18 protein-coding genes are annotated in these 19,190 nt (G+C 38.9%); 15 read left to right on the top strand and 3 right to left on the bottom strand.

Going from position 1 to position 19,190, the window contains the following annotated elements; translation table 11 throughout:
* Positions 1–84 precede the first annotated feature (84 nt).
* The 3 genes from FGQ66_RS05690 to FGQ66_RS05700 all read left to right on the top strand — a co-directional run bounded on the left by FGQ66_RS05690 (position 85) and on the right by FGQ66_RS05700 (position 3,398).
* On the top strand, positions 85–1,536 hold the full coding sequence (locus FGQ66_RS05690; RefSeq protein ID WP_138301975.1) for an amidase: 1,452 nt from the start codon (positions 85–87) through the stop codon (positions 1,534–1,536).
* A gap of 203 nt (positions 1,537–1,739) precedes the next feature.
* Positions 1,740–2,429 carry a hypothetical protein gene (locus FGQ66_RS05695; RefSeq protein ID WP_138301976.1) on the top strand — a complete coding sequence of 230 codons (690 nt, stop codon included), beginning with the start codon at positions 1,740–1,742 and terminating at the stop codon, positions 2,427–2,429.
* A gap of 6 nt (positions 2,430–2,435) precedes the next feature.
* A complete protein-coding gene (locus tag FGQ66_RS05700; protein ID WP_138301977.1) occupies positions 2,436–3,398 on the top strand; it encodes a sce7725 family protein in 963 nt (320 codons plus the stop codon).
* A gap of 126 nt (positions 3,399–3,524) precedes the next feature.
* Here FGQ66_RS05700 and FGQ66_RS05705 read toward each other — a convergent pair whose 3' ends face one another.
* From FGQ66_RS05705 to FGQ66_RS05715, 3 genes are all read right to left on the bottom strand, one after another.
* Positions 3,525–4,070, bottom strand: coding sequence for a guanylate kinase (locus FGQ66_RS05705; protein WP_138301978.1), 546 nt, complete (start codon positions 4,068–4,070; stop codon positions 3,525–3,527).
* 120 nt (positions 4,071–4,190) lie between these two features.
* On the bottom strand, positions 4,191–5,372 hold the full coding sequence (locus FGQ66_RS05710) for a NupC/NupG family nucleoside CNT transporter (protein ID WP_138301979.1): 1,182 nt from the start codon (positions 5,370–5,372) through the stop codon (positions 4,191–4,193).
* A 227-nt stretch (positions 5,373–5,599) separates the two neighbouring features.
* Entirely contained in the window at positions 5,600–7,102 is a 1,503-nt protein-coding gene (locus FGQ66_RS05715) for a DUF1846 domain-containing protein (RefSeq protein WP_138301980.1), read from the bottom strand.
* 158 nt (positions 7,103–7,260) lie between these two features.
* On the opposite strand from FGQ66_RS05715, the gene FGQ66_RS05720 reads away from it, so the two are divergent.
* The 12 genes from FGQ66_RS05720 (at position 7,261) to FGQ66_RS05775 (ending at position 19,025) form a co-directional block, all read left to right on the top strand.
* The gene (locus FGQ66_RS05720; protein ID WP_005877639.1) at positions 7,261–7,452 is read left to right on the top strand and encodes a hypothetical protein; all 192 of its coding nucleotides are present in this window, start codon (positions 7,261–7,263) and stop codon (positions 7,450–7,452) included.
* A gap of 206 nt (positions 7,453–7,658) precedes the next feature.
* Entirely contained in the window at positions 7,659–8,546 is an 888-nt protein-coding gene (locus FGQ66_RS05725; RefSeq protein WP_005877641.1) for a V-type ATP synthase subunit I domain-containing protein, read from the top strand.
* Positions 8,543–9,586, top strand: coding sequence for a hypothetical protein (locus tag FGQ66_RS05730; RefSeq protein ID WP_138301981.1), 1,044 nt, complete (start codon positions 8,543–8,545; stop codon positions 9,584–9,586). Before FGQ66_RS05725 ends, FGQ66_RS05730 begins: the two co-directional genes overlap by 4 nt.
* A 92-nt stretch (positions 9,587–9,678) precedes the next feature.
* A complete protein-coding gene (locus tag FGQ66_RS05735; protein ID WP_138301982.1) occupies positions 9,679–10,179 on the top strand; it encodes an ECF transporter S component in 501 nt (166 codons plus the stop codon).
* Positions 10,176–10,577: a DUF4430 domain-containing protein gene (locus FGQ66_RS05740; protein ID WP_113845606.1), complete on the top strand. Its 402-nt coding sequence runs from the start codon at positions 10,176–10,178 to the stop codon at positions 10,575–10,577. Before FGQ66_RS05735 ends, FGQ66_RS05740 begins: the two co-directional genes overlap by 4 nt.
* 227 nt (positions 10,578–10,804) lie before the next feature.
* Positions 10,805–11,743: a cation diffusion facilitator family transporter gene (locus FGQ66_RS05745; RefSeq protein ID WP_138301983.1), complete on the top strand. Its 939-nt coding sequence runs from the start codon at positions 10,805–10,807 to the stop codon at positions 11,741–11,743.
* 187 nt (positions 11,744–11,930) lie between these two features.
* Entirely contained in the window at positions 11,931–12,719 is a 789-nt protein-coding gene (locus tag FGQ66_RS05750) for an AzlC family ABC transporter permease (protein ID WP_081133608.1), read from the top strand.
* Complete coding sequence (locus tag FGQ66_RS05755; protein WP_005877655.1) at positions 12,712–13,029, top strand: AzlD domain-containing protein; 318 nt, start codon at positions 12,712–12,714, stop codon at positions 13,027–13,029. Before FGQ66_RS05750 ends, FGQ66_RS05755 begins: the two co-directional genes overlap by 8 nt.
* 140 nt (positions 13,030–13,169) lie before the next feature.
* Positions 13,170–14,777 carry a polysaccharide biosynthesis protein gene (locus tag FGQ66_RS05760; protein ID WP_081133607.1) on the top strand — a complete coding sequence of 536 codons (1,608 nt, stop codon included), beginning with the start codon at positions 13,170–13,172 and terminating at the stop codon, positions 14,775–14,777.
* 323 nt (positions 14,778–15,100) lie between these two features.
* Positions 15,101–15,949, top strand: coding sequence for a DegV family protein (locus FGQ66_RS05765; protein ID WP_113845604.1), 849 nt, complete (start codon positions 15,101–15,103; stop codon positions 15,947–15,949).
* Positions 15,950–16,289: 340 nt separating this feature from the next.
* Complete coding sequence (locus FGQ66_RS05770) at positions 16,290–16,769, top strand: DUF6530 family protein (RefSeq protein ID WP_005877670.1); 480 nt, start codon at positions 16,290–16,292, stop codon at positions 16,767–16,769.
* Positions 16,770–16,781: 12 nt separating this feature from the next.
* The gene (locus FGQ66_RS05775) at positions 16,782–19,025 is read left to right on the top strand and encodes an AAA family ATPase (protein WP_138301984.1); all 2,244 of its coding nucleotides are present in this window, start codon (positions 16,782–16,784) and stop codon (positions 19,023–19,025) included.
* Positions 19,026–19,190: the final 165 nt, after the last annotated feature.

Consider the following 19,190-nt stretch of genomic DNA (forward strand, 5'->3'; position numbering starts at 1 on the left):
TCGGAAGAAGACACACTGGTTGCAAACGAAATCATTGTGCAATTAGAAGGGTTATGGGAAAATTATAGAAAAGGAGTGATACACTTGAAAGATGGAATCGAACTAGCAAGGCAACTGAAAAGCAAACAGTTGAGTCATGAGGAGTTAATGGCAGATATCATAAAAAAAGTCAATGAAAAAAATCCTGCACTAAATGCTCTAGTCACTTTCGAGCCTGAGAAGGTACTGGATGAGAAGAGACAATTCAATGAAAAATCAGACCATCCGCTACATGGTGTACCATTCCCGCTGAAAATGCTTGGTCAAGAGAAAAAAGGCTGGCTGGCAACTTTTGGCTCCAGATTATTTCAAACACAACGGGCATCAAAAAATTCCAACTTTGTCAATCAAGTGGAATCTATCGGTCTTATGCCATTAGGACAAACAAATTCACCAGAATTTGGCTTTAAAAATATCACCGATGCTCAGATCTATGGTCCAGCTAGAAATCCTTGGAATACAGATTATTCACCTGGTGGCTCAAGTGGTGGTGCAGCAGCAGTTGTCGCTTCTGGTATCCTACCATTGGCTGGTGCCAGCGATGGGGGAGGATCAATTCGGATTCCAGCGTCTTTTTGTGGACTTATCGGGTTAAAGCCTTCCAGAGGAACGATGCCTGTAGGTCCACAAGCTTGGCGAGGGTGGCAAGGTGCGGCAATTGATTTTGGCTTAACCGTTTCGATGAGAGATACAAAAGCGTTGTTTACGGGACTACGAGGAATACACACTGGTGCTCCTTATCAAGTAGCGCCAGCAGAATGGCAAACGCATGAAAAGAAAAAACACTTGAAAATCGCTGTTTGTACTGCATCACCGATTGGATCAGTTATCAGTGAAGAAGCAAAGCAAGCTGTAGCGAACGCAGTGCTATTTTTAGAGCAACAAGTACATGATGTAATCGAGATCAACTATCCATTGGATGGACGTCGGCTTATCCAATCGTATTATCAAATGAATGGAGCAGAGACCGCGGCGATGATCCAGTCTATCGAGGATGGCTTAGGTCGACAAGTCCGACAAACAGAACTTGAACCGATCTCTTGGACATTATTACAGTATGGAAATAAAGTGTCAGCGTCTACTTATATTCGCTCGTTGCATGTTTGGGATCATGCAGCTATAACAATGGAAGAATTATTCCAAGAGGTAGATCTGTTTCTTTCCCCAACCACTGCCTTTTCTGCTCCTGAAGTAGCAAGAGATCTCCAAAGCGATGCGATTCGAGAAAAAATTGCAAATATCCAAGAATACAATGAAAAAGAAAGCTTAGAAGTCATCTCAGAGATGTTTGAAGAGAGCTTGCAAATTACGCCATATACGCAACTGGCAAACTTGACTGGTCAGCCAGCAATTAGTTTACCAACACATCTGACGAAAGACTCCTTACCGCTGGGTATCCAATTCATGGCAGCTAGAGGAAGAGAAGACTTGCTGTTTCAGATAGGTGAGTTATTTGAGGAACATGGAAAATTCCATTTACCACCTAGCTATCGGTAATAATGCAAGAATGAAAGAAAAGACGCAACAGATGAAAAAGAACTAGCACTACAACTCTAAGTAAAATCGATTGAAGGACGGGAACAAAAGTCACTGCTTGAGGCACTTTGTTCCCGTCTTTTTTACTATTTATATCCAGATAGATTTTTTCTTGGATTTAAGGTACAATAAAAAAAGCGAAAATATGTTCGGAGGTGGGGGTCTTGAAAACTCCTTTGACAATCGAAATGGAATCTTCTCTTTATCAATATTGTATCGAACAAGGTGGGATCGTCGTAGAAGAGGTAACCATGCCAGAAGATCAAGGAATCGTAGATACGTTAAGTTGTCTGACAAAATTCGATGGCAGTAGAGAATGGCGTTGTTATGAATTAAAAGTAACGAAGGCTGATTTCCGTTCAATGGCAAAATTATCTTTTGTAGGCCACTATAATTATTTTGTGTTACCAAGCACGCTTTACGAAGACGTCAAAGATGAAATCCCCACAGACATCGGGGTGTTAGTCTATCGTCCCTATGCGTTAGAGGAAGAAATGCCTGCTTCAGGGACTTTTTTTATTGCAAAAAAAGCAAGAAAAAGAGAGCTGGGTGTGGCAGAGGAGGCATTGACGAATCGTTTCATGGCTTCATTATTCCGAGAAGTAAGAAAAGCGAAACAAATGGAACGCGGCGTGAAGTATTTTCCAACGGATCAATTATATAAAGAATTGAAAAAGCGCTCTGATAGTCAAAATCCTTTTGCTAAAGAACGGTATTATGAACGTTTTATTGAAGAAACGGAAAATCAAGCGATCCAAGATTTGAAAGAAGAAGTTTATGCTTTACAACAAGACTATGAATATCTACGTCAACAAAAACAAGTCAAACGTTTACCGACGGAACCATTGGAGTGATAAATCATGTATTATCCCTACTTAAGAGGGAAACAATTCGATCTACTGGCGCTCAAAGAAAGTGTGAATCGAGGGCTTCTTTCGAAGAGGATAGAACCGATCATCGAACCGGTTCGTGATTCGGCTACATTAAAAGGAGTCGTTGAATTATTCCAGAAAAAAAAGCATCCTTTGACGATCATCGATAACCCGCAAGTAGGACAATTCAAACTATTTGACCAACATCTGCATACATGGGAGGTTCTCGAAGATAGTTCATTACGTAATGCATCGATCATTACACCAGAAAACTACGAACGGCTCATCGATCATCCACCTGATATGATTATCTTTGATGGACAACACCAACCACGGGAGACACAAATTTGGAAAGCTCTAGCGAACACACATGCTCAGTTTCTGATTCCAGATAATAGCCGTATTCGTATTTGGCTGCCTGAAAATAAAATCGTGATCAAAGAATCGTTTAAAACAAGGAAACATGTAGAAGCCTATGGTGAAAAAATAGATGATTTCTTTAGCGATGATTATCTCTTTTTTCGAGAAGATGGCTATATTGGCTTCTCTGATTTTACCATCGAAGGGAGTCACTACTTTGACAAAGGGTTTCCCAGCCGAGCTTTAGCTTTACATGTGACGTATATCGATGCCTATGGAAATTTACGGGTGAAACACTTTGTTTCTGATACCAATGAATCTGCAAAAGACCAAGCGTTGAAATTTTTTGAAGCGGCGGAAAAACTAGAAAGATGGGTCATGAGAAATCATAATCAGCTAGTGATTACAGAAGGACTCTTGGAGTTATTGATGATTTACCATCAACAGAAGTTTCCAGGGCTAGGTGTACTAAAAAAATGGACGTTGTTGCATCATTTAGAATTGATCAGTCAATTATTGGATCGTCCTGATTCTTTCTTTAGGAATGACAAGAGGGTAGAAGCACTTTATTCCATCATTGAGGAAAAGTAAAAAATAATCGCTAGGAAAATAGCCTAAACAAAAACAGTTGCTAGTAAGGCATCTTTTTTGTTTAGGCTATTTGCATGGTTTTTTCGATAATTGTGACAGGAACTTTTTTGCTTCATGAAACTGATGCTATTTGAGTTGTGCATAAAATTGGGTGACTGCATCTGAAAGGTTCCCATCATTCGTCAAGCGGATCAATTGTGGCAGTTTTTGTAACGCGGTCAATTCTTCCAGATCTTTTTGGAATAACGCAAGTCGTTGGTTTATCTGTGTGTCGGAGTCGCCGCGACTTCGCAAGCGTTCTTCCAATTTAGTGTGAGAGATCATAACGAAGACCGGTTGGACCTTGTCGCCAAAAACAGCATGAACTGCCCAAAAACCTGGTGCTGTCAAAATCGTGTAGCAATCATCCTGTGCCAGCTTTTGTGTGATTTCTTCTTTGCTAGATCCATATTTGTTTCCAGCGTACTCATCCCATTCAACAAATGCACGATCATTGATCATCTGATTGAATTCTTCTGGAGAAACAAAATAATAATCTTTTTGATCTTGTTCCCCAGTCCGTGGACGCCGAGTGGTATAGGTGATGATTTTTTGGTCTTGCCGAAAAAGTTTTTCGGCGATCGAAGTTTTTCCTGAACCTGAAGGACCGATAAAAACATAACATTTATTCATCTTTCTACTCTCCTCACGCTTGTAGATAATCCTTGTAATGATTGATACTCCTTAACAAAAATTGCATTTCTAAAAATCGACAGTGCGTATTTTCAGAAAATGCAATTGAATGGTTGCTTATTATACTAATAGACCTGTGACGATAGCACTTAAAAAGCTGACTAGAGTTGCTGTTAATAGAATTTTCAGTCCATGTTTAGCAACTAGATTTCCTTTTTCTTCATTTAATCCTTTCATAGCACCAGAAATGATCCCAATAGAAGAGAAGTTGGCAAAGGAAACTAGGAATACAGAAATGATTGCTGTAGTCCGTTCAGTGAACTGGAAGTTGCCTTTTGCTAATTCAGTCATCGCAACGAATTCATTCGTTACTAATTTAGTTGCCATCAGACTTCCAGCATCAACGGCTTCGTTCCAAGGTATGCCACTGATGAATGCGAATGGGGCAAAGATATAACCAAGTATTTCTTGGAAAGTCACCCCGAATATCCCACTAAAAATCGCGTTGATCATGGCAATCAATGCCACAAAACCGATCAGCATCGCCGCAACGGTGATTGCTACATGGAAACCATCCAGAATATATTCACCCAACATTTGGAAGAAGGTTTGTTCTTTGTCTTCTTCGATGATCAGCTCATCTTCTTTTTCATCCAACTGGTAAGGATTGACAATTGATGCCAGAATATACCCACCAAATAAATTCAACACAAGAGCAGTAATCACATACTTTGAGTTGATCAGTGCCATATATGAACCAACGATGGACATGGAAACAGTGGACATCGCAGAAACACTCATGGTGAACAAACGCTTTTCAGATAAAAATGGTAATTCTTTTTTGATGGAAATAAAGACTTCAGATTGTCCTAAGATGGCAGAGGCGACGCCATTGTATGATTCAAGTTTGCCCATGCCGTTGATTTTACTTAGACCTAACCCAACGCCTTTCATAAATAGGGGGAGGATCTTGATATAACGTAAGATTCCAATGATCGCAGAAATAAACACGATCGGCATCAAAACAGTTAAGAAGAATGGTGCACTCCCTTTATTTGCTACCCCTGCAAAGACGAAGTTTACCCCTTCACCTGCAAAGGCTAATAGCTGTTCAAATAGTTTTGCCAGTAACGAAACAACCGTCGTACCGAACGTGGTTCTCAATAATACGAAACCGAATACCAATTGTAAGACGAACATCACCAACGATGGTTTCATTTTGATTGCTCTTTTGTCCGTACTAATCAAGAAGGCAATCCCAAAAATAAAAATCAAACCGATAATTCCTAAAATATGACTCAAAAAATCACTCCTAATCAAAATTCCGTTTAATTTTACCTGTTTTACGCTTAAATTACTAATTTTTCTGTTCAATTTTCATCTGTTTTTTAGAGTGAAACGTATACATGAGAAAATCAGGGCATATACAAAATAAAAACTCCTAAAAGATTTTTCGAACATGTGCTTTATGAGCAACATGTTCGAAACTTTTAAGAGTTTTTTTGTGGATTCCAGTCCTTGGACTCGGATTATTGATAGTATAGATTTTCAGAAGGGAAGAGTGGTGCGCTAGTGATATCGATTCCTAATTGTTTTAATGTTTGTTCATCATTTTTATTGACCATCACTGTTGAATGGGCTTGAGCGCCATCTAGTTCTGCAAGTTTTTCATAGGCAACTTGTGCGATTGGATTTGTTACAGCGCTGATGGATAGAGCAATCAATACTTCATTCAAACTTAGGGTATCCACAGAAGAATGAAGCGCAGTTGATTTCATTCCTTGGATCGTTTCCAAAACAAGTGGTGAAAGCAACGGAATATCAGCAGCGATATGTGCCAAATGTTTCACTGCATTCAAGATGACCGCAGCCGAAGCATCCATCAATGAGCTGGTGCGTCCGGTAATGATTACTTCATTCGGCAATTGGATCGCAATGACGGCTACCGGGTCTTTCGTAGGGCTTTGGATCGTTTTGGCGTAATCGTGTGCGGGCAGCACCACTTTACGATCTTCAGCACGCAAGCCAACTTCTTCCATGATCAATTTGATTCGATTGACTGCTTCTTCATCGATCAAGCCCTTTTTGAAATCACATTCTGTTTGGAAGTAACGACGGATGATTTCTTGTTTCGATGCTTCTTGGACTACCGCATCATCTACGATACCGAAACCAACACGGTTCACACCCATATCTGTTGGCGATAAGTAAACAGATTCTTTGCCTGTGATTTTTTCAATGATTCGTTTGATCACAGGGAAAGTTTCAATATCCCGATTGTAGTTGACGGCTATTTTGTTATACGCATCAAAATGGAAAGAGTCGATCATGTTAACGTCTTTTAAATCGACGGTTGCTGCTTCATAGGCGATATTCAATGGATGCTTCAATGGAACATTCCATACAGGGAAGGTTTCAAATTTTGAGTACCCGGCGGCATGGCCTTTTTGACTTTCATGATATAACTGATTCAAACAAGTTGCTAATTTTCCGCTACCGGGACCAGGGGCGGTAACGACAACGATTGGTTTCGTCGTTTCAATATAGTCATTTTTCCCAAAGCCGTCTTCTGAAACGATTTTTTCCACATTCACTGGATAATCCTCGATTTCAGCGTGTTTATAGACTTTGATGTTCCGTCTTTCAAGTTTATTGATAAATACTTTTGTTGCTGGTTGACCATTATAACGAGTGATCACGACGCTGTTGATGGATAAGCCGTAGCCACGGAGTTCATCGATCAATCGCAAGATATCCATATCGTAAGTGATACCATAATCTCCACGGATCTTGTTGCGTTCGATATCTCCTGCGTATACGCAGATCAAAATTTCTGCTTGATCTTTCAATTTTTGTAACAGTTTGATTTTTGCATCTTCCTCAAAGCCCGGCAATACACGTTTGGCATGTTTGTCATCTACCAATTTTCCGCCAAATTCTAAATACAATTTATCATAGTGATTTACTCGTTCTAAAATATATGCAGACTGTTCTTCAATATATTTCTCTGAATCAAAACCGATTTTTTTCACTAGTTTCCCTCCTTAAGTACTAAAGCATTTTTTCATTTTTTTTCGATTTCGTCAACTACCAAAGGGCAACTTGCGAAAAGTATGCCTAATTTAGCAAAAACTTGCTTGTCTAGTAAAACATTCATTGGTATGATAGTGAGTGATAAGGAAGGTGTCACATGAAAAAAAGACAGAAAAAGAAAAACGCGTATAAACAATATATTCGTTCTATTTTTACCGGTTATGAAAAAATGCTAGAAAATACTGATTTAGAAGAATTGAAATTTTCTTACTTGAATGAAGAAACACTTTTAACTCGTGATGAGAATCAGCGTATCCACTTCACAACCAGAGATCTGCCTAATAAATAAAAACTTTCATTAGTGCGAAAGAGTGGGACAACTCCCGCTCTTTCGTTTTACTTTTACCTTGCAGAAAGTCAAGAGAACTGAACGTACAGCGAAACAAAATGAATTTTACATAGGAGAAGATGCCCGTTGTAACAATTTTTTCTATAAAATGGTACTATTAAAGTATCTATACAGAGTTTTTTTAAGAATGTAAGGAGGTAAGTAGGATGAAGGAATCCAATCCAATAGAACCACAAGAAACGATTGATCAGAATGAAGAAGGAGCTTCTTTTTACGATATCAAAGAAAAAGCAAGCACCAATCTTTCTCAGCTATTAGAAGCATTACAAGCCTTTGAAAAAGCTGTTAGGGAAGAAAACATTCCAGAGATCTATCAGTTATACAATAGTGAATTAACGGAAGAACTGAAAAAAAGTTCAAATGAAAATCATGAAATCGATCAGTTATTGATGCGAAAAATCCATGATCGTTTTATTCAAGAATTTCCTTTTATGGAATTAGTCGAAACGATTTCCCCAACTATGAGCTATTATAAGATTGGCTCTTATTATCATGAAAGACCAACGATTGGGATCGATGCAAGTTTACCAGAGATTTTTGTCCTACCAAAAATCGATGAGGAGTGGGGCTTTTATGCTACACAACAACCGAATGATTTTAGCAAACAGGTCAATGAACTGGATGCCAAGGTGATCACGGCTAAGGCGGAGATCGAAAGACTAGATGAAGAACTAAAAGAAATCAATCGTAAAATCACTAGTTTAGATGATAATAAAGGCTTCTTGAACCGTAAAAAGATTGAAGAGGAGATCCAAGAGCTAGAGAAACAAAAACAAATTTTATCAAATGAAAAATTAGGCTGGCTACCTTATATAGAAGAACCTGAAAAAATCCAGCAACAAAAAGAAACACTATTAAAAGAAGCAAAGTCAGACCAACTTCGAGCGGCAATCGTCGAAAAAGAGCAACGACAAATCAAGCGTTTCTTTGGTGGGAAAGAAGGATTCAGCCAAGCCATCCACCACTTTTTGATGACTTATTTAGGTAGTGAAAATCCTGAACCAACGTTTCAAGAGGGAGGGCCTGAGGAATGAGCCATAAGGATGAAACAAGACCAATAGAACAAGAAAATGAAGTAATCGAATCGCTAGATGGACTGGCTGAACAAGAAAATGAAGAAACAGTAGAAGCTGCTCCTGAGGTAGAAACAGAATCAATTACTGATACCATCGAAGAGAATGAGCCAGTAGAAGAACGTAAACCCGTGGTCGATGAAAATCAACTTTACCTTGATAGCAAAGAAAAAGACCATCTGGATATTGTGAATATGATTGAAACAGCAGAGATAGAATTAGCAGATCTGCGTTTACGGAAATATCTGATTGAAGCAGATTTCTCAGGATTACTAGATTCTTTTGACCGTTATTTACTTAAAGATGAGCCGATTTCCCCAATTGGAAAGACAAGCTTGATCGAGTACTTTACTTATGAATTGTTGAAACCCCTGAATGATATTGGGTTAGAGTTATCGACCACTACCTACGATCGTTGGGAAACCAGACATTTCTCCATCAATTATAGTTTAGATGAGCAAAATCATTTGATCTTTTCTTTTGTTCTACCTACAATCGATCAACGCTACCAAGTAGAATCGATCAATTTATTAGAAGTGATCCCAGAAACGATGGAGGTCACCGTTCAGGATGATCGGGTATTATCACTGATCCGTTACTGGTCAGTCGATCGGGTCTTTTCTGCAGGACAGATCACGATTTTCAATCACAAGCTGAACCAGCTTTTAGCACACGCAAGAAAATTAGGCTTCATCGTGAATCAAACATTGCTTGATAACACTAAACCACTTCACTTGAATCTACAGAGTGAATTTGAATTTAGCGAATCAGTATTGGATGATATCTTCATTGTTGCAATGAAGAATCCACAGTATGATTTCGAAAAATTGACCGAGGAAAAATTCAAAGTTCTGTTAGACAAAGGTCAATCGTTGACGATCACGAAGAACGAACAGAATCAAACGGGATTGACGATCTCATCTGGCGATTACCATCGATCTGTCATTGATTTCTTTATCAATTATGAATTTTTAGTACCACTGATGGTTCGCAAGAACTAGGTGCTTGAGTTAGAAACATGTGACGGTCAGATTAGCGACCGTCACATGTTTTTTTGTTCCGTATAAATAAGCGAAAGGGGAGCTGCCAAAAAATGACGACCAAAAAAATAGCTCAGTTGAGTCTGCTATCTGCAGCATGTGTGGTTGGCAGGATCATTTTTCAATTGATTCCCAATGTCCAACCAATGACGGCGATTTTTCTTTTTGTCGTACTGTACTTTGGTCTACGAGATGCATTGCTTGTCATGACACTATCACTCCTTTTAAGTAATCTTTATTTTGGGATTGGCCCGTGGATGATCGGACAATGGATTAGTTTTAGTCTGATTTTAATTCTTTTTTGGGTTGTACAAACACACCTTAACCGAGAGAAAAAATGGTTGACGGGTAGTTGCTTTTTTTGGGCAGGTTTATTCTTTGGCTTGTTCATGACGATTTTTGATAGTATACTTTATCAGTTAACGAATCCTTTTGTATACTATATCCAAGGACTCAGTTTTGATCTGTTCCATGCGACGGGAAATCTTGTATTTTTTCTACTTGCTTTACCCGTCATCGAACGGTTTGATCGATTAAATGGGAGGAAAAAATGAAAAAAATCTATTGGTTCAGTCTTGTCGGCTGTATTCTTTTGTTGATGAGTGGCTGCACAACTGTTGGTTCATCCAAAGAGGAAAATCAGCAATCTAAGACGGAACAGACACAACAAAAACAGCAAACAACGACCATCATTATCCAGGAAGACGGTAAACAGCTCTCAAGTAAAACAGTGTCTTTTAAGACGGGTGACAACCTTTTGACTGTTTTAAAAGAAAATTTTGCTATTGAAGAAGAACAGGGATTCATCACCTCGATTGACGGTCACAAACAAGACAAGCAGAAACAAAAATATTGGACATTCACGATTGATGGAAAAAGTGCAACGAAAGGTGCAAAGGAGATTGTGCTAAAGAAAAATCAGCAGATCGTATTTGATTTAGCAAAAATCTAAGCATTTGTAGTCGCACCAACAAGAAAAGGAAATGAGCGTGGGACAAAAGTAAGAAACACTTTTGTCTCATGCTTTAAAAACGAATAAACGGTGGGAGCAGAAGCAACTCCTTCTTAAATAAGCCGAAATCCACAAAAATTTGAAAAATAATTTTCGTTAATTTCTTCTTATTTATTGGAGTTAAACACTTCTTTCCCAGCCTCTGTTAGAAGAAAGAAGGAAAATCGATGGAAAATTTAAAAAAAAGCGGAATGTTTTCAGTGATTGCTGCACTAGGAGCGAATATCCTAGTGGCCATCAGTAAATTTATCGGCTATGCGATCAGCGGAAGTGCAGCAATGCTAAATGAAAGTATCCATAGTATTGTCGATTGTAGCAACCAGATACTATTACTTTTTGGAGATAAACGGGCAAGTCGCGGGCAAAGCGAACTGCATCAATTTGGTGAAGGGCGAGCAAAATACTTCTTTAGTACGATCGTAGCAATGATGCTTTTCTTCGGTGGTGGTGCGCTTGGTGTGATGGAAGCTTTCGAAAAACTGACACATCCTTCCCATGAAGTTGGTAATCCACTAATCGTAATTATCATTTTACTTTTCGGCTTGGCAATCGAGGGCAGTTCTTTACGTATTGCGATGAAGGAAATCCATGAGTTGAACACTGAAAAGTTATCGACACTTAAATTTTTACGGGAGAGCCGTCATAGTGAAATCTTGATTATTTTCACGGAAGATTTCTGTGCAGTGATTGGTTTAGTCCTTGCTTTGCTTGGAACGATCTTAACGATGGTTACTGGTATTGCAGAATTTGATGCAATCAGTGGCATGTTGATTGGCTTACTTTTAATGGGCGCAGCCATTTTCTTGGCAAAAGAATTTTATAGTTTGATCATTGGAGAAAGTGTCACTGCTAGTGACTTGCTGAAAATCAAAAAAGCTTTTGAGCGACCTGAAGTATCCCATTTGATTGATGTCAAAACGGTTCACTTAGGTCCAACTGAAATACTAGTAGCCGCTAAGATCGATATTTTTGAATCAAATGAAAGTGAAGCTTACAGAATCGTCAATGAGATCGAACGATCGATCCGCCAGTCTCTAGTAGATAAAAAAGTGTATATTTACATCGAAACGGATAAGTATGATCCAAATTATCAACGGATTCAATAAGAACCCTTGGGGATTTTCACAGTATTATTTATGTGGAAATCCCCAGTTTTTTGATGCAATATTTCAGGAATTAGTCGGAAAATGAGAAAAAAATAATTTTGTTTTTAGATAAAACGGCTACATTTTCGTTTTTTTATGTTACAATGAATCCGCTGTTTATTTGTTGTAATTGAAGGAGACATTTTTGATGGATAAAAAGAAAAGTGCGCCATGGCTTCAGTCTTTGCACGCAGTAATGCCACTTTGTTTAAGTTATATCCCGGTTGGATTGGCTTGTGGAGTGCTATTACAAAAAGTTGGCTTTGATCCAATTTTAGCTGGACTGCTGTCTATTTTGGTTTTTTCTGGCGGGGCGCAATTTTTAGTTGCTTCGATGCTTACAACACAAGCATCTTTTGCAACCACACTTTTGATGGTATTTTTCTTGGAATTACGCTATACATTGTTAGGATCAAGTCTTTCCGGATTTATGAAAAAAGAAAAAAAACGTTTTTTAGCTGTTTTTTCACAGTCTTTAAATGATGAAAATTATGCAGTCAATTATTTGAAATATTCAACTGATCCTACATGGAACAAGCAAAAAGCGTTATATGTAAATTGGTTTTCAATGGCTTCTTGGGCAGGTAGTAACATGATTGGGAACTTCTTTGGATCAGTCATTCGTGTTGATGCAGATCTTGTTCACTTTGCTTTGACAGCAATGTTTATCTTTATGTTCGTGATGCAGATGAAAAATGCGCTGCTGATTTTGACAGGTGTCCTTTCAGGTGTTTTAGGTGTCATCTTCATGGTACTTTTCCAAAATACGTTTGGATTGATTGCTGCGACGATCATTGCTTCTTTAGCTGGATTTGGTCTGGAAAAAGCATTTAAGAAAGAAAAAGCGAAGAAGCTAAAGAGACTAAAGAATCGTGGCAAACATGTCAACGAACCGCTTTTCAATTTCCCAGATCAGGAGGTCAATCATCGTGACTAAGACGTATCTGTTGCTTTTAGTATTAAGCTTGTTCGTGGTAGCCTATGTTCCTAGGCTGTTCCCGATGCTTTATTTTACACACCGTAAAGTACCATCTTGGTTTAGCGAGTGGATGAAATATGTACCGGTAGCACTTTTTGCGGCTCTAGCGTTCAAAGATGTGTTCATTACCCATGAGCATTTAGATATCGCATGGAATATCAAAGTCCTAGCGATGGTATTAGTGGCAGGAGTAGCCTACAAATCACGCTCGATGGCTTTGTCAGTATTAACCGGATTAGCTTCTGTATTTCTATTATCCATGTTATAAAAGTTCGCCTTCTCTAAACTTAGAGAGCGGCTTTTTTATTTTCATTGCGCATAAAATTTCAGCAGTGATTTGTCCTCTCGCTTTTTTTTGCTATAATAGGGGAGATATTGATTTAACTATAGATAGTCGAGGAAAATTTAATGAATAAAAAATTGATGCAAGGAACATTCTGGTTAACGTTTGCCAATTTGTTATGTAAGGTCTTAGGAGTCGTTTATTTGATTCCTTGGTTAAGTATGATGGGGAACAACCAAGATGGCATGTTAGCAACAACACTGTACAATGTCGGGTATCTTCCATATGGTTTGTTTTTGATGTTAGGAACAGTCGGCTTTCCAAATGCTATTGCCAAGAAAGTGGCAGTTGCAACTAAGGAAGGAGATCAAGAGGCATGTGGCGTGATTTTCCGCAGTACGATCAACATCATGTTCGTGATTGGGATCGTTTCGGCAGCATTGATGTATCTTTTTGCACCATTGCTTGCTGGAATCAGCCCGATTGCCAATGTGAATAATGGGATTCTAGCGATTCGCAGCCTGTGCCCTTCATTAGTGGCAATCCCGATTCTTAGTGCAATGCGAGGTTATTTTCAAGGAAAGAACAACTTACGCCCTTATGGTAGCTCTTTGATCATCGAGCAAGCTGTACGTGTGCTAGTGATTTTAGCAGGTACGTATTATTTGCGCGTATTAACAGACGGTTCGATCGTTGAAGCGGTATTGATCAGTACTGTGGCATCATTTTTTGGTGGACTCGCAGCGATCATCCATATGTATTTTGTAGGACGTAAAAATGACTACTTTAGATTGAAAGATTTCTTGATTTCAAGTCGATATTTCCAGAAAGAAAATCGTTCTGCTTCTGTATCGATCATTCGAGAAACGTTGCCTTTTATTTTCGTTGGTTCAGTTATCACGATCGTTCAAATGATCGATCAAGTAACGATGAAGCCATTGCTCCATTTCTTTCGACCAGCGATTGCAGATCAGCAGTTAGAGTTTTTATTTAGCCGAGCATCTGTCAATCCAAATAAATTGACGCTGATATTGATCTCTATGGTGGGTACCGTGGCAATCAGTAGTCTGCCGATCCTTAGTACTTTGAAGAAAAAAGACCGACTACAAATCGAAAAAACAGTCGGTGACAGCTTTTCGATTGCCGTTTTGATCTTATTGCCGTCGTTAGCAGGCATGTCCTTATTGGCAGGTCCTTTATACACGTTGTTTTTCGGGTATGATCCAGACAGCGTGGGCTATTTCCAATTTGCTTTGTTGGCGTCGTTATTCTTTTCTTTATTTACGATTTTATCGACAATGTTGCAGTCCTTGAACCATCATTTGGTGGCGATTCGCTTAACAGTGGAAGCCATCATTTTGAAATTGGTGTTCCAAGTGATCGGGTTAGCTTTATTAGGCGGATACGGTATGAGCTTTTCAAATACAATTGCTTTTGGGATTGTCTTTATTCGCGGGTACCAGTACATGTGTAAAGAATATCGAATTGCGCCATTTGTGCGAATCAGTCAGTATTTCTTAAAAACATTCCGTTCAACTTTCTTCATGCTAGTGGTATGTTCATTGGTCTTCCTAATGCTGAATACACAACTTTCAATGACCTCAAAAGCACATGCAGTCGTTTATTGTGGGGTCATCGGGATCGTTGGTGGTATCACGTTCTTATTCGCACAATTCGGGAGAAACGGGTTGCAACACGTACGCAACTTCAAAAATCGCCACCAAGAAAACTGATTATGTGGTCTTTTTAACAAATGATTCGACGGCTTTTCTGAAAGAATATGAAGAGAGAGGGTGAGAGGAAAGTAATGGTTGCTTTTTTCTCACCCTCAAAACTTGAATGAATGATATGAATAGAAGTTATCACTTTTAGAAATCAGCTGAAACATTCAAAAACATGATGGTTTTGATAGATTCCGTTTTTTCACTTGGATCTGCTTTGGTATCTCGATCCAAAGTAGATTCTTCACTTTTTCTTACAAAGGTTCAAATATAAGTCTTCTTATGATATAGTTAGGAAGACTGGTAAAATTCTTTGAAACGAGGAACTTAATTAAATGAAACTTGCAGTAGTTACTGATAGTACGGCATATTTGCCGGAACGAATCAAGAATCATCCAGATTTATTCGTGATCCCAATCCCAGTGATTTTAGATGGTAAGATCTACAACGAAGGAATCGATATTGAAGCGGATGAATATTATGGACTCTTAAAAAATAGCAAAGATTTTCCAACGACTTCACAGCCAGCTGTTGGGGAAGTTTTGGCACTTTACGAAGAGTTGAAAAACAAGGGATACGATACGATTTTAAGCATCCATCTATCATCAGGTATTTCTGGCTTTGTGAATACATTGCACGGGCTGAAAGAAGATGTGGAAGGTGTCACGATCGTTCCGTATGATTCAAAGATCACAAGTATGCCAATGGGCCATATGGTTGAAGCAGCACTAGATATGAGTAGTAAAGGACATTCTTTAGAAGAAATCATTACCCACGTAGATCGTATTAGAGATAATACCTATGCGTATCTGATCGTGGACGATTTAAACAACCTTGTCCGAGGTGGTCGTTTGACTAACGGAGCGGCTTTGATTGCTGGGCTTTTAAAAATCAAACCAATTTTGACTTTCTCTGAAGGAAAGATCGTTTTATTTGAAAAAATCCGTTCAAGTAAAAAAGCTTTTGCTCGCGCAGAAAAAATCATCGGTCAAAGAAATGAAGAAATTGCACCACCTGTGAAACTATACGTCATTCACGCAAATAATTTAGAAGTAGCAAAAGAAGAAAAAGCCAAACTACAAAAACAATATCCGAATGCAGAGATTGAAATCGGTCATTTTGGCCCAGTAATCGGCAGTCATTTAGGCGAAAAAGCAATCGGACTTGCTATCTCAGCGCAATAATTCCTCTTTATTTCTATTCATTTGAAATGAGAAGCAAGAAAAGACTAGTGCTTGAAAGTATTCTTCAATAGAGAGAACTGTTCTCTTGAAATCTCGTAAGTGTTTTGTAAAGAGGCATGGCCTACTCAAATACTTAGCTATTGATTAACTAAGAAAAAGAAAACCAATGATTCGTTCATTGGTTTTCTTTTTTTGTACGATTATGATCATACAGATGAATAAACTAGCGAGACACTCATTTTTGCTTTTTTATTGCTCCTGTCGTATAATCAAAGACAAATTTTAGTAAACTAGTAAATTACTAATTTAGTAAATTACTAAATAAAGGAGTGCTTAACCAATGGAAATACCAACAAACTTAAAACATAAACCTGTAATCGTTGTAGAAGATTATGATAAAGTAGACGGAAAAAATGCGCTTCATACAGATGCAAAAGGGCTCTCGCTGGGATTGGCTCAATGGAATGATCGAGGAAAAGTAGATATATCTGGAAAAGTATGGCGCCATACTGGTGAAAAATGGTCACGCCAATCAGAAGAACTTCCAATCACGCGCATTTTGGATCTAGCGATACTGGCAGCACAAGGAAGCTTGTATTTTCAAGATGCATATCGCTATGAAAAATTCTACGATCCGGAAAATCCGATGATCGATATCATTGGCCTTCAAGGAAACCGGATGACTGTAGAAGTCGATACCAAAAATCCTAAGATCGATGAAGATATCATCTTATATTACGATACTTTACAAAAAGATGGCGAACTGATTGGTGAACGTTTCCGTATCTTAAAACGTCTATTAGATGATTTAGGGTATTAGGAGGAAAGTCATATGGATAACTTTTCATTAACAGATCATCGCTCATTTTCAACAATTGAACGACAAATGATCTGGCAAAAGCCTGCAAGTCATCGAACAAGTTCTGTGGAACTAAGGATTGCGGCTGAAATCAAAGAAAACTGGGAAGACCCGGAAATGAAAATCAGTAATATTTTATTAGAAGGTGATGCAGGGTCTGGTAAGACACAATTAGCAAAAGCTCTGTCTGCTGATTTGCAACTTCCTTATACAAAAGTGACTTGTTTTGCAGATATGGACAAATCGGATGTTTTTGGCGCTCTTTTGCCAGTTGTTGATTCCCACGAAGAAGAGGACCAAGCTTTGATCGATGCCATCAACCAAACGGATACGCTAAATGCTGTTTTACAAGTTATCAAGGATCACTATCAAGTGAACGACGATCTAGCAAAACAAAAGTTAGCTGACTTTGTGCAACGTATCGATGAGCAAAAGTCAGAAACAGTCCGCTACAAATATTACCCTTCTGAAATCGTACGTGCGATCGAGAAAGGGTATTTATTAGAGATCCAAGAACCAACAGTGATCAGAGATGCCTCTGTCCTAGTGGCCTTGAATTCTGCTCTAGAGCCTAACGGGCTATTGAATCTACCAACAGGAGTCGTACCTCGCCATGCTGATTGCGTGATCATCATTACCACAAATCGCAACTATCAAGGAAATCGTCCGCTGAATGAATCTTTGCGTGACCGGATGCAGCATGCTGAAAAAATGGATCTACCCACTCTTGAAGTAATGGTTGAACGTGCAATAGGAAAAACGAATATCCAAGAACCAGAACTGTTAGCTAAAATGGCTGAGATCATCCGACTTCTAGATGAAACTGCTAAAGCAAATGCCATCAAGGGTGTTGCCGGCATGCGTTCCTATTTCTATTGGGCAAATACCTGGAAACAAGGGCAAGATGTATTGGAATCCTTGTATCCCAAAGTACTGTATAAATTAACTACTGATCCAGAAGAATTAAAGATTTTGACCCAACGTTTAGAAGAGAGTGGTCTTTTAGAAGAGCTGCGCACACTTATTCAGTTACAAAAATGGGGAAAGCCTTCTGACATTCAAACATCTGCACGTGGAAGAGTGTTAACAGCTGAAGAAGCGGACCAAAGGAATATCGACCAATTAGCAGAAGAAACTTTTTCCCTTTCTGAAAGTGAAAAGAAAATTGAGACAGAAAATGAAGCTACTGAAAAAGCGCTAGAAAAAGAGCCCACAGAACTGCAAAAGGAAACTTTGCCCGTTTCGCAGGAAGAACGCAGCGAGGACGTAGAAGGGAAAAGTCAAGACGACCAAGATCAGGCAGAAGATATTTCCAACAAGATGTCTGTATCCGATATGGAAGCTCATGACAAAGAAATCAAGCGTGAACTAAACAAAGAAGCTCGTCAAGCAATGAAAGGAACCATTCACGAAAAAGAAGGGCTGATCATTCATCGACCAACATTTACGCCAAATGATCCAGAGGCACGTAAATTAAGGAAACAAGTGTTGCCAGTGGTCGACTCTTTAAGCAGACAGATTCTCGATCTACTTGAAAACGACGAATCAGCGACCTATCAAAAGAGTAAATATGAAGGGCAGCGTTTCGATGCCAGTCGTGTGGCATATGGTGATCTTCGGAATTTCGATAAGAAAAATCCTCCACACGAACAGCCTTCATTGGCAGTTGCTATCAGGGTCGATGAATCTGGCTCGATGATCCGTGATGATCGGATCGAAGCCGCCAAAAAAGCAACGATCGCAGTCGCAGAATTTGCACAGCGCGTAAATATCCCGTTGATGATCTATGGGGATACCGCTGACGTATCTGCAAGAGAGAAAACATCCTTATTTTCTTACAAAGAATTCTCAGATGACTTTAGTTGGTTAACAGATAAGTTAGTAACGATGAAAGCACGACAAAATAACCGTGATGGCGCCACTTTGAGGATTGCTGCAACTAAGCTTAGTCAGCAAGCTGCAACGACAAAATTGATGCTAGTGATCAGTGATGGACAACCTAAAGCTTTACCTGATTATACAGGGAAGAAAGCAAAACAGGATATCCAAGAAGTCTTATCAGAGTTTGAGCGCCAAGGCGTGGTCTTTGTTTCTGCAGCAATCGGACAAGACAAAGAAGAAATAAAAGAAATCTATGGTGAAAATCGTTTCCTTGATATCACCGACTTGAATGAGTTTCCGAAACAATTGATCCAATTGATCTCACGTTATTTATGAAATACCGTAAGAATGATCGGTTAGGTTTGAGAAATTAGAGAAAAAAAGAGGTTGGGACAGAAGTGTTTAACTCCGAGAAATAAGAAGAAATTCACGAAAATTGCTTTTCAAATTTTTGTGAATTTCGGCTTATTTAAGAAGGAGTTGCTTCTGCGCCCACCGTTT

The organism is Enterococcus sp. BSD2780061688st2 D3 (genome assembly GCF_005844145.1).
In the GTDB taxonomy this organism is placed as follows: domain Bacteria; phylum Bacillota; class Bacilli; order Lactobacillales; family Enterococcaceae; genus Enterococcus_B; species Enterococcus_B durans.

Bases quoted from the DNA above. Each gene is read 5' to 3' on its own strand.
- FGQ66_RS05700 (WP_138301977.1), top strand. From the start codon at position 2,436: ATGTATTATCCCTACTTAAGAGGGAAACAATTCGATCTACTGGCGCTC.
- FGQ66_RS05705 (WP_138301978.1), bottom strand. From the start codon at position 4,070: ATGAATAAATGTTATGTTTTTATCGGTCCTTCAGGTTCAGGAAAAACT.
- FGQ66_RS05720 (WP_005877639.1), top strand. From the start codon at position 7,261: ATGAAAAAAAGACAGAAAAAGAAAAACGCGTATAAACAATATATTCGT.
- FGQ66_RS05725 (WP_005877641.1), top strand. From the start codon at position 7,659: ATGAAGGAATCCAATCCAATAGAACCACAAGAAACGATTGATCAGAAT.
- FGQ66_RS05730 (WP_138301981.1), top strand. From the start codon at position 8,543: ATGAGCCATAAGGATGAAACAAGACCAATAGAACAAGAAAATGAAGTA.
- FGQ66_RS05735 (WP_138301982.1), top strand. From the start codon at position 9,679: ATGACGACCAAAAAAATAGCTCAGTTGAGTCTGCTATCTGCAGCATGT.
- FGQ66_RS05740 (WP_113845606.1), top strand. From the start codon at position 10,176: ATGAAAAAAATCTATTGGTTCAGTCTTGTCGGCTGTATTCTTTTGTTG.
- FGQ66_RS05745 (WP_138301983.1), top strand. From the start codon at position 10,805: ATGGAAAATTTAAAAAAAAGCGGAATGTTTTCAGTGATTGCTGCACTA.
- FGQ66_RS05750 (WP_081133608.1), top strand. From the start codon at position 11,931: ATGGATAAAAAGAAAAGTGCGCCATGGCTTCAGTCTTTGCACGCAGTA.
- FGQ66_RS05760 (WP_081133607.1), top strand. From the start codon at position 13,170: ATGAATAAAAAATTGATGCAAGGAACATTCTGGTTAACGTTTGCCAAT.
- FGQ66_RS05765 (WP_113845604.1), top strand. From the start codon at position 15,101: ATGAAACTTGCAGTAGTTACTGATAGTACGGCATATTTGCCGGAACGA.
- FGQ66_RS05770 (WP_005877670.1), top strand. From the start codon at position 16,290: ATGGAAATACCAACAAACTTAAAACATAAACCTGTAATCGTTGTAGAA.
- FGQ66_RS05775 (WP_138301984.1), top strand. From the start codon at position 16,782: ATGGATAACTTTTCATTAACAGATCATCGCTCATTTTCAACAATTGAA.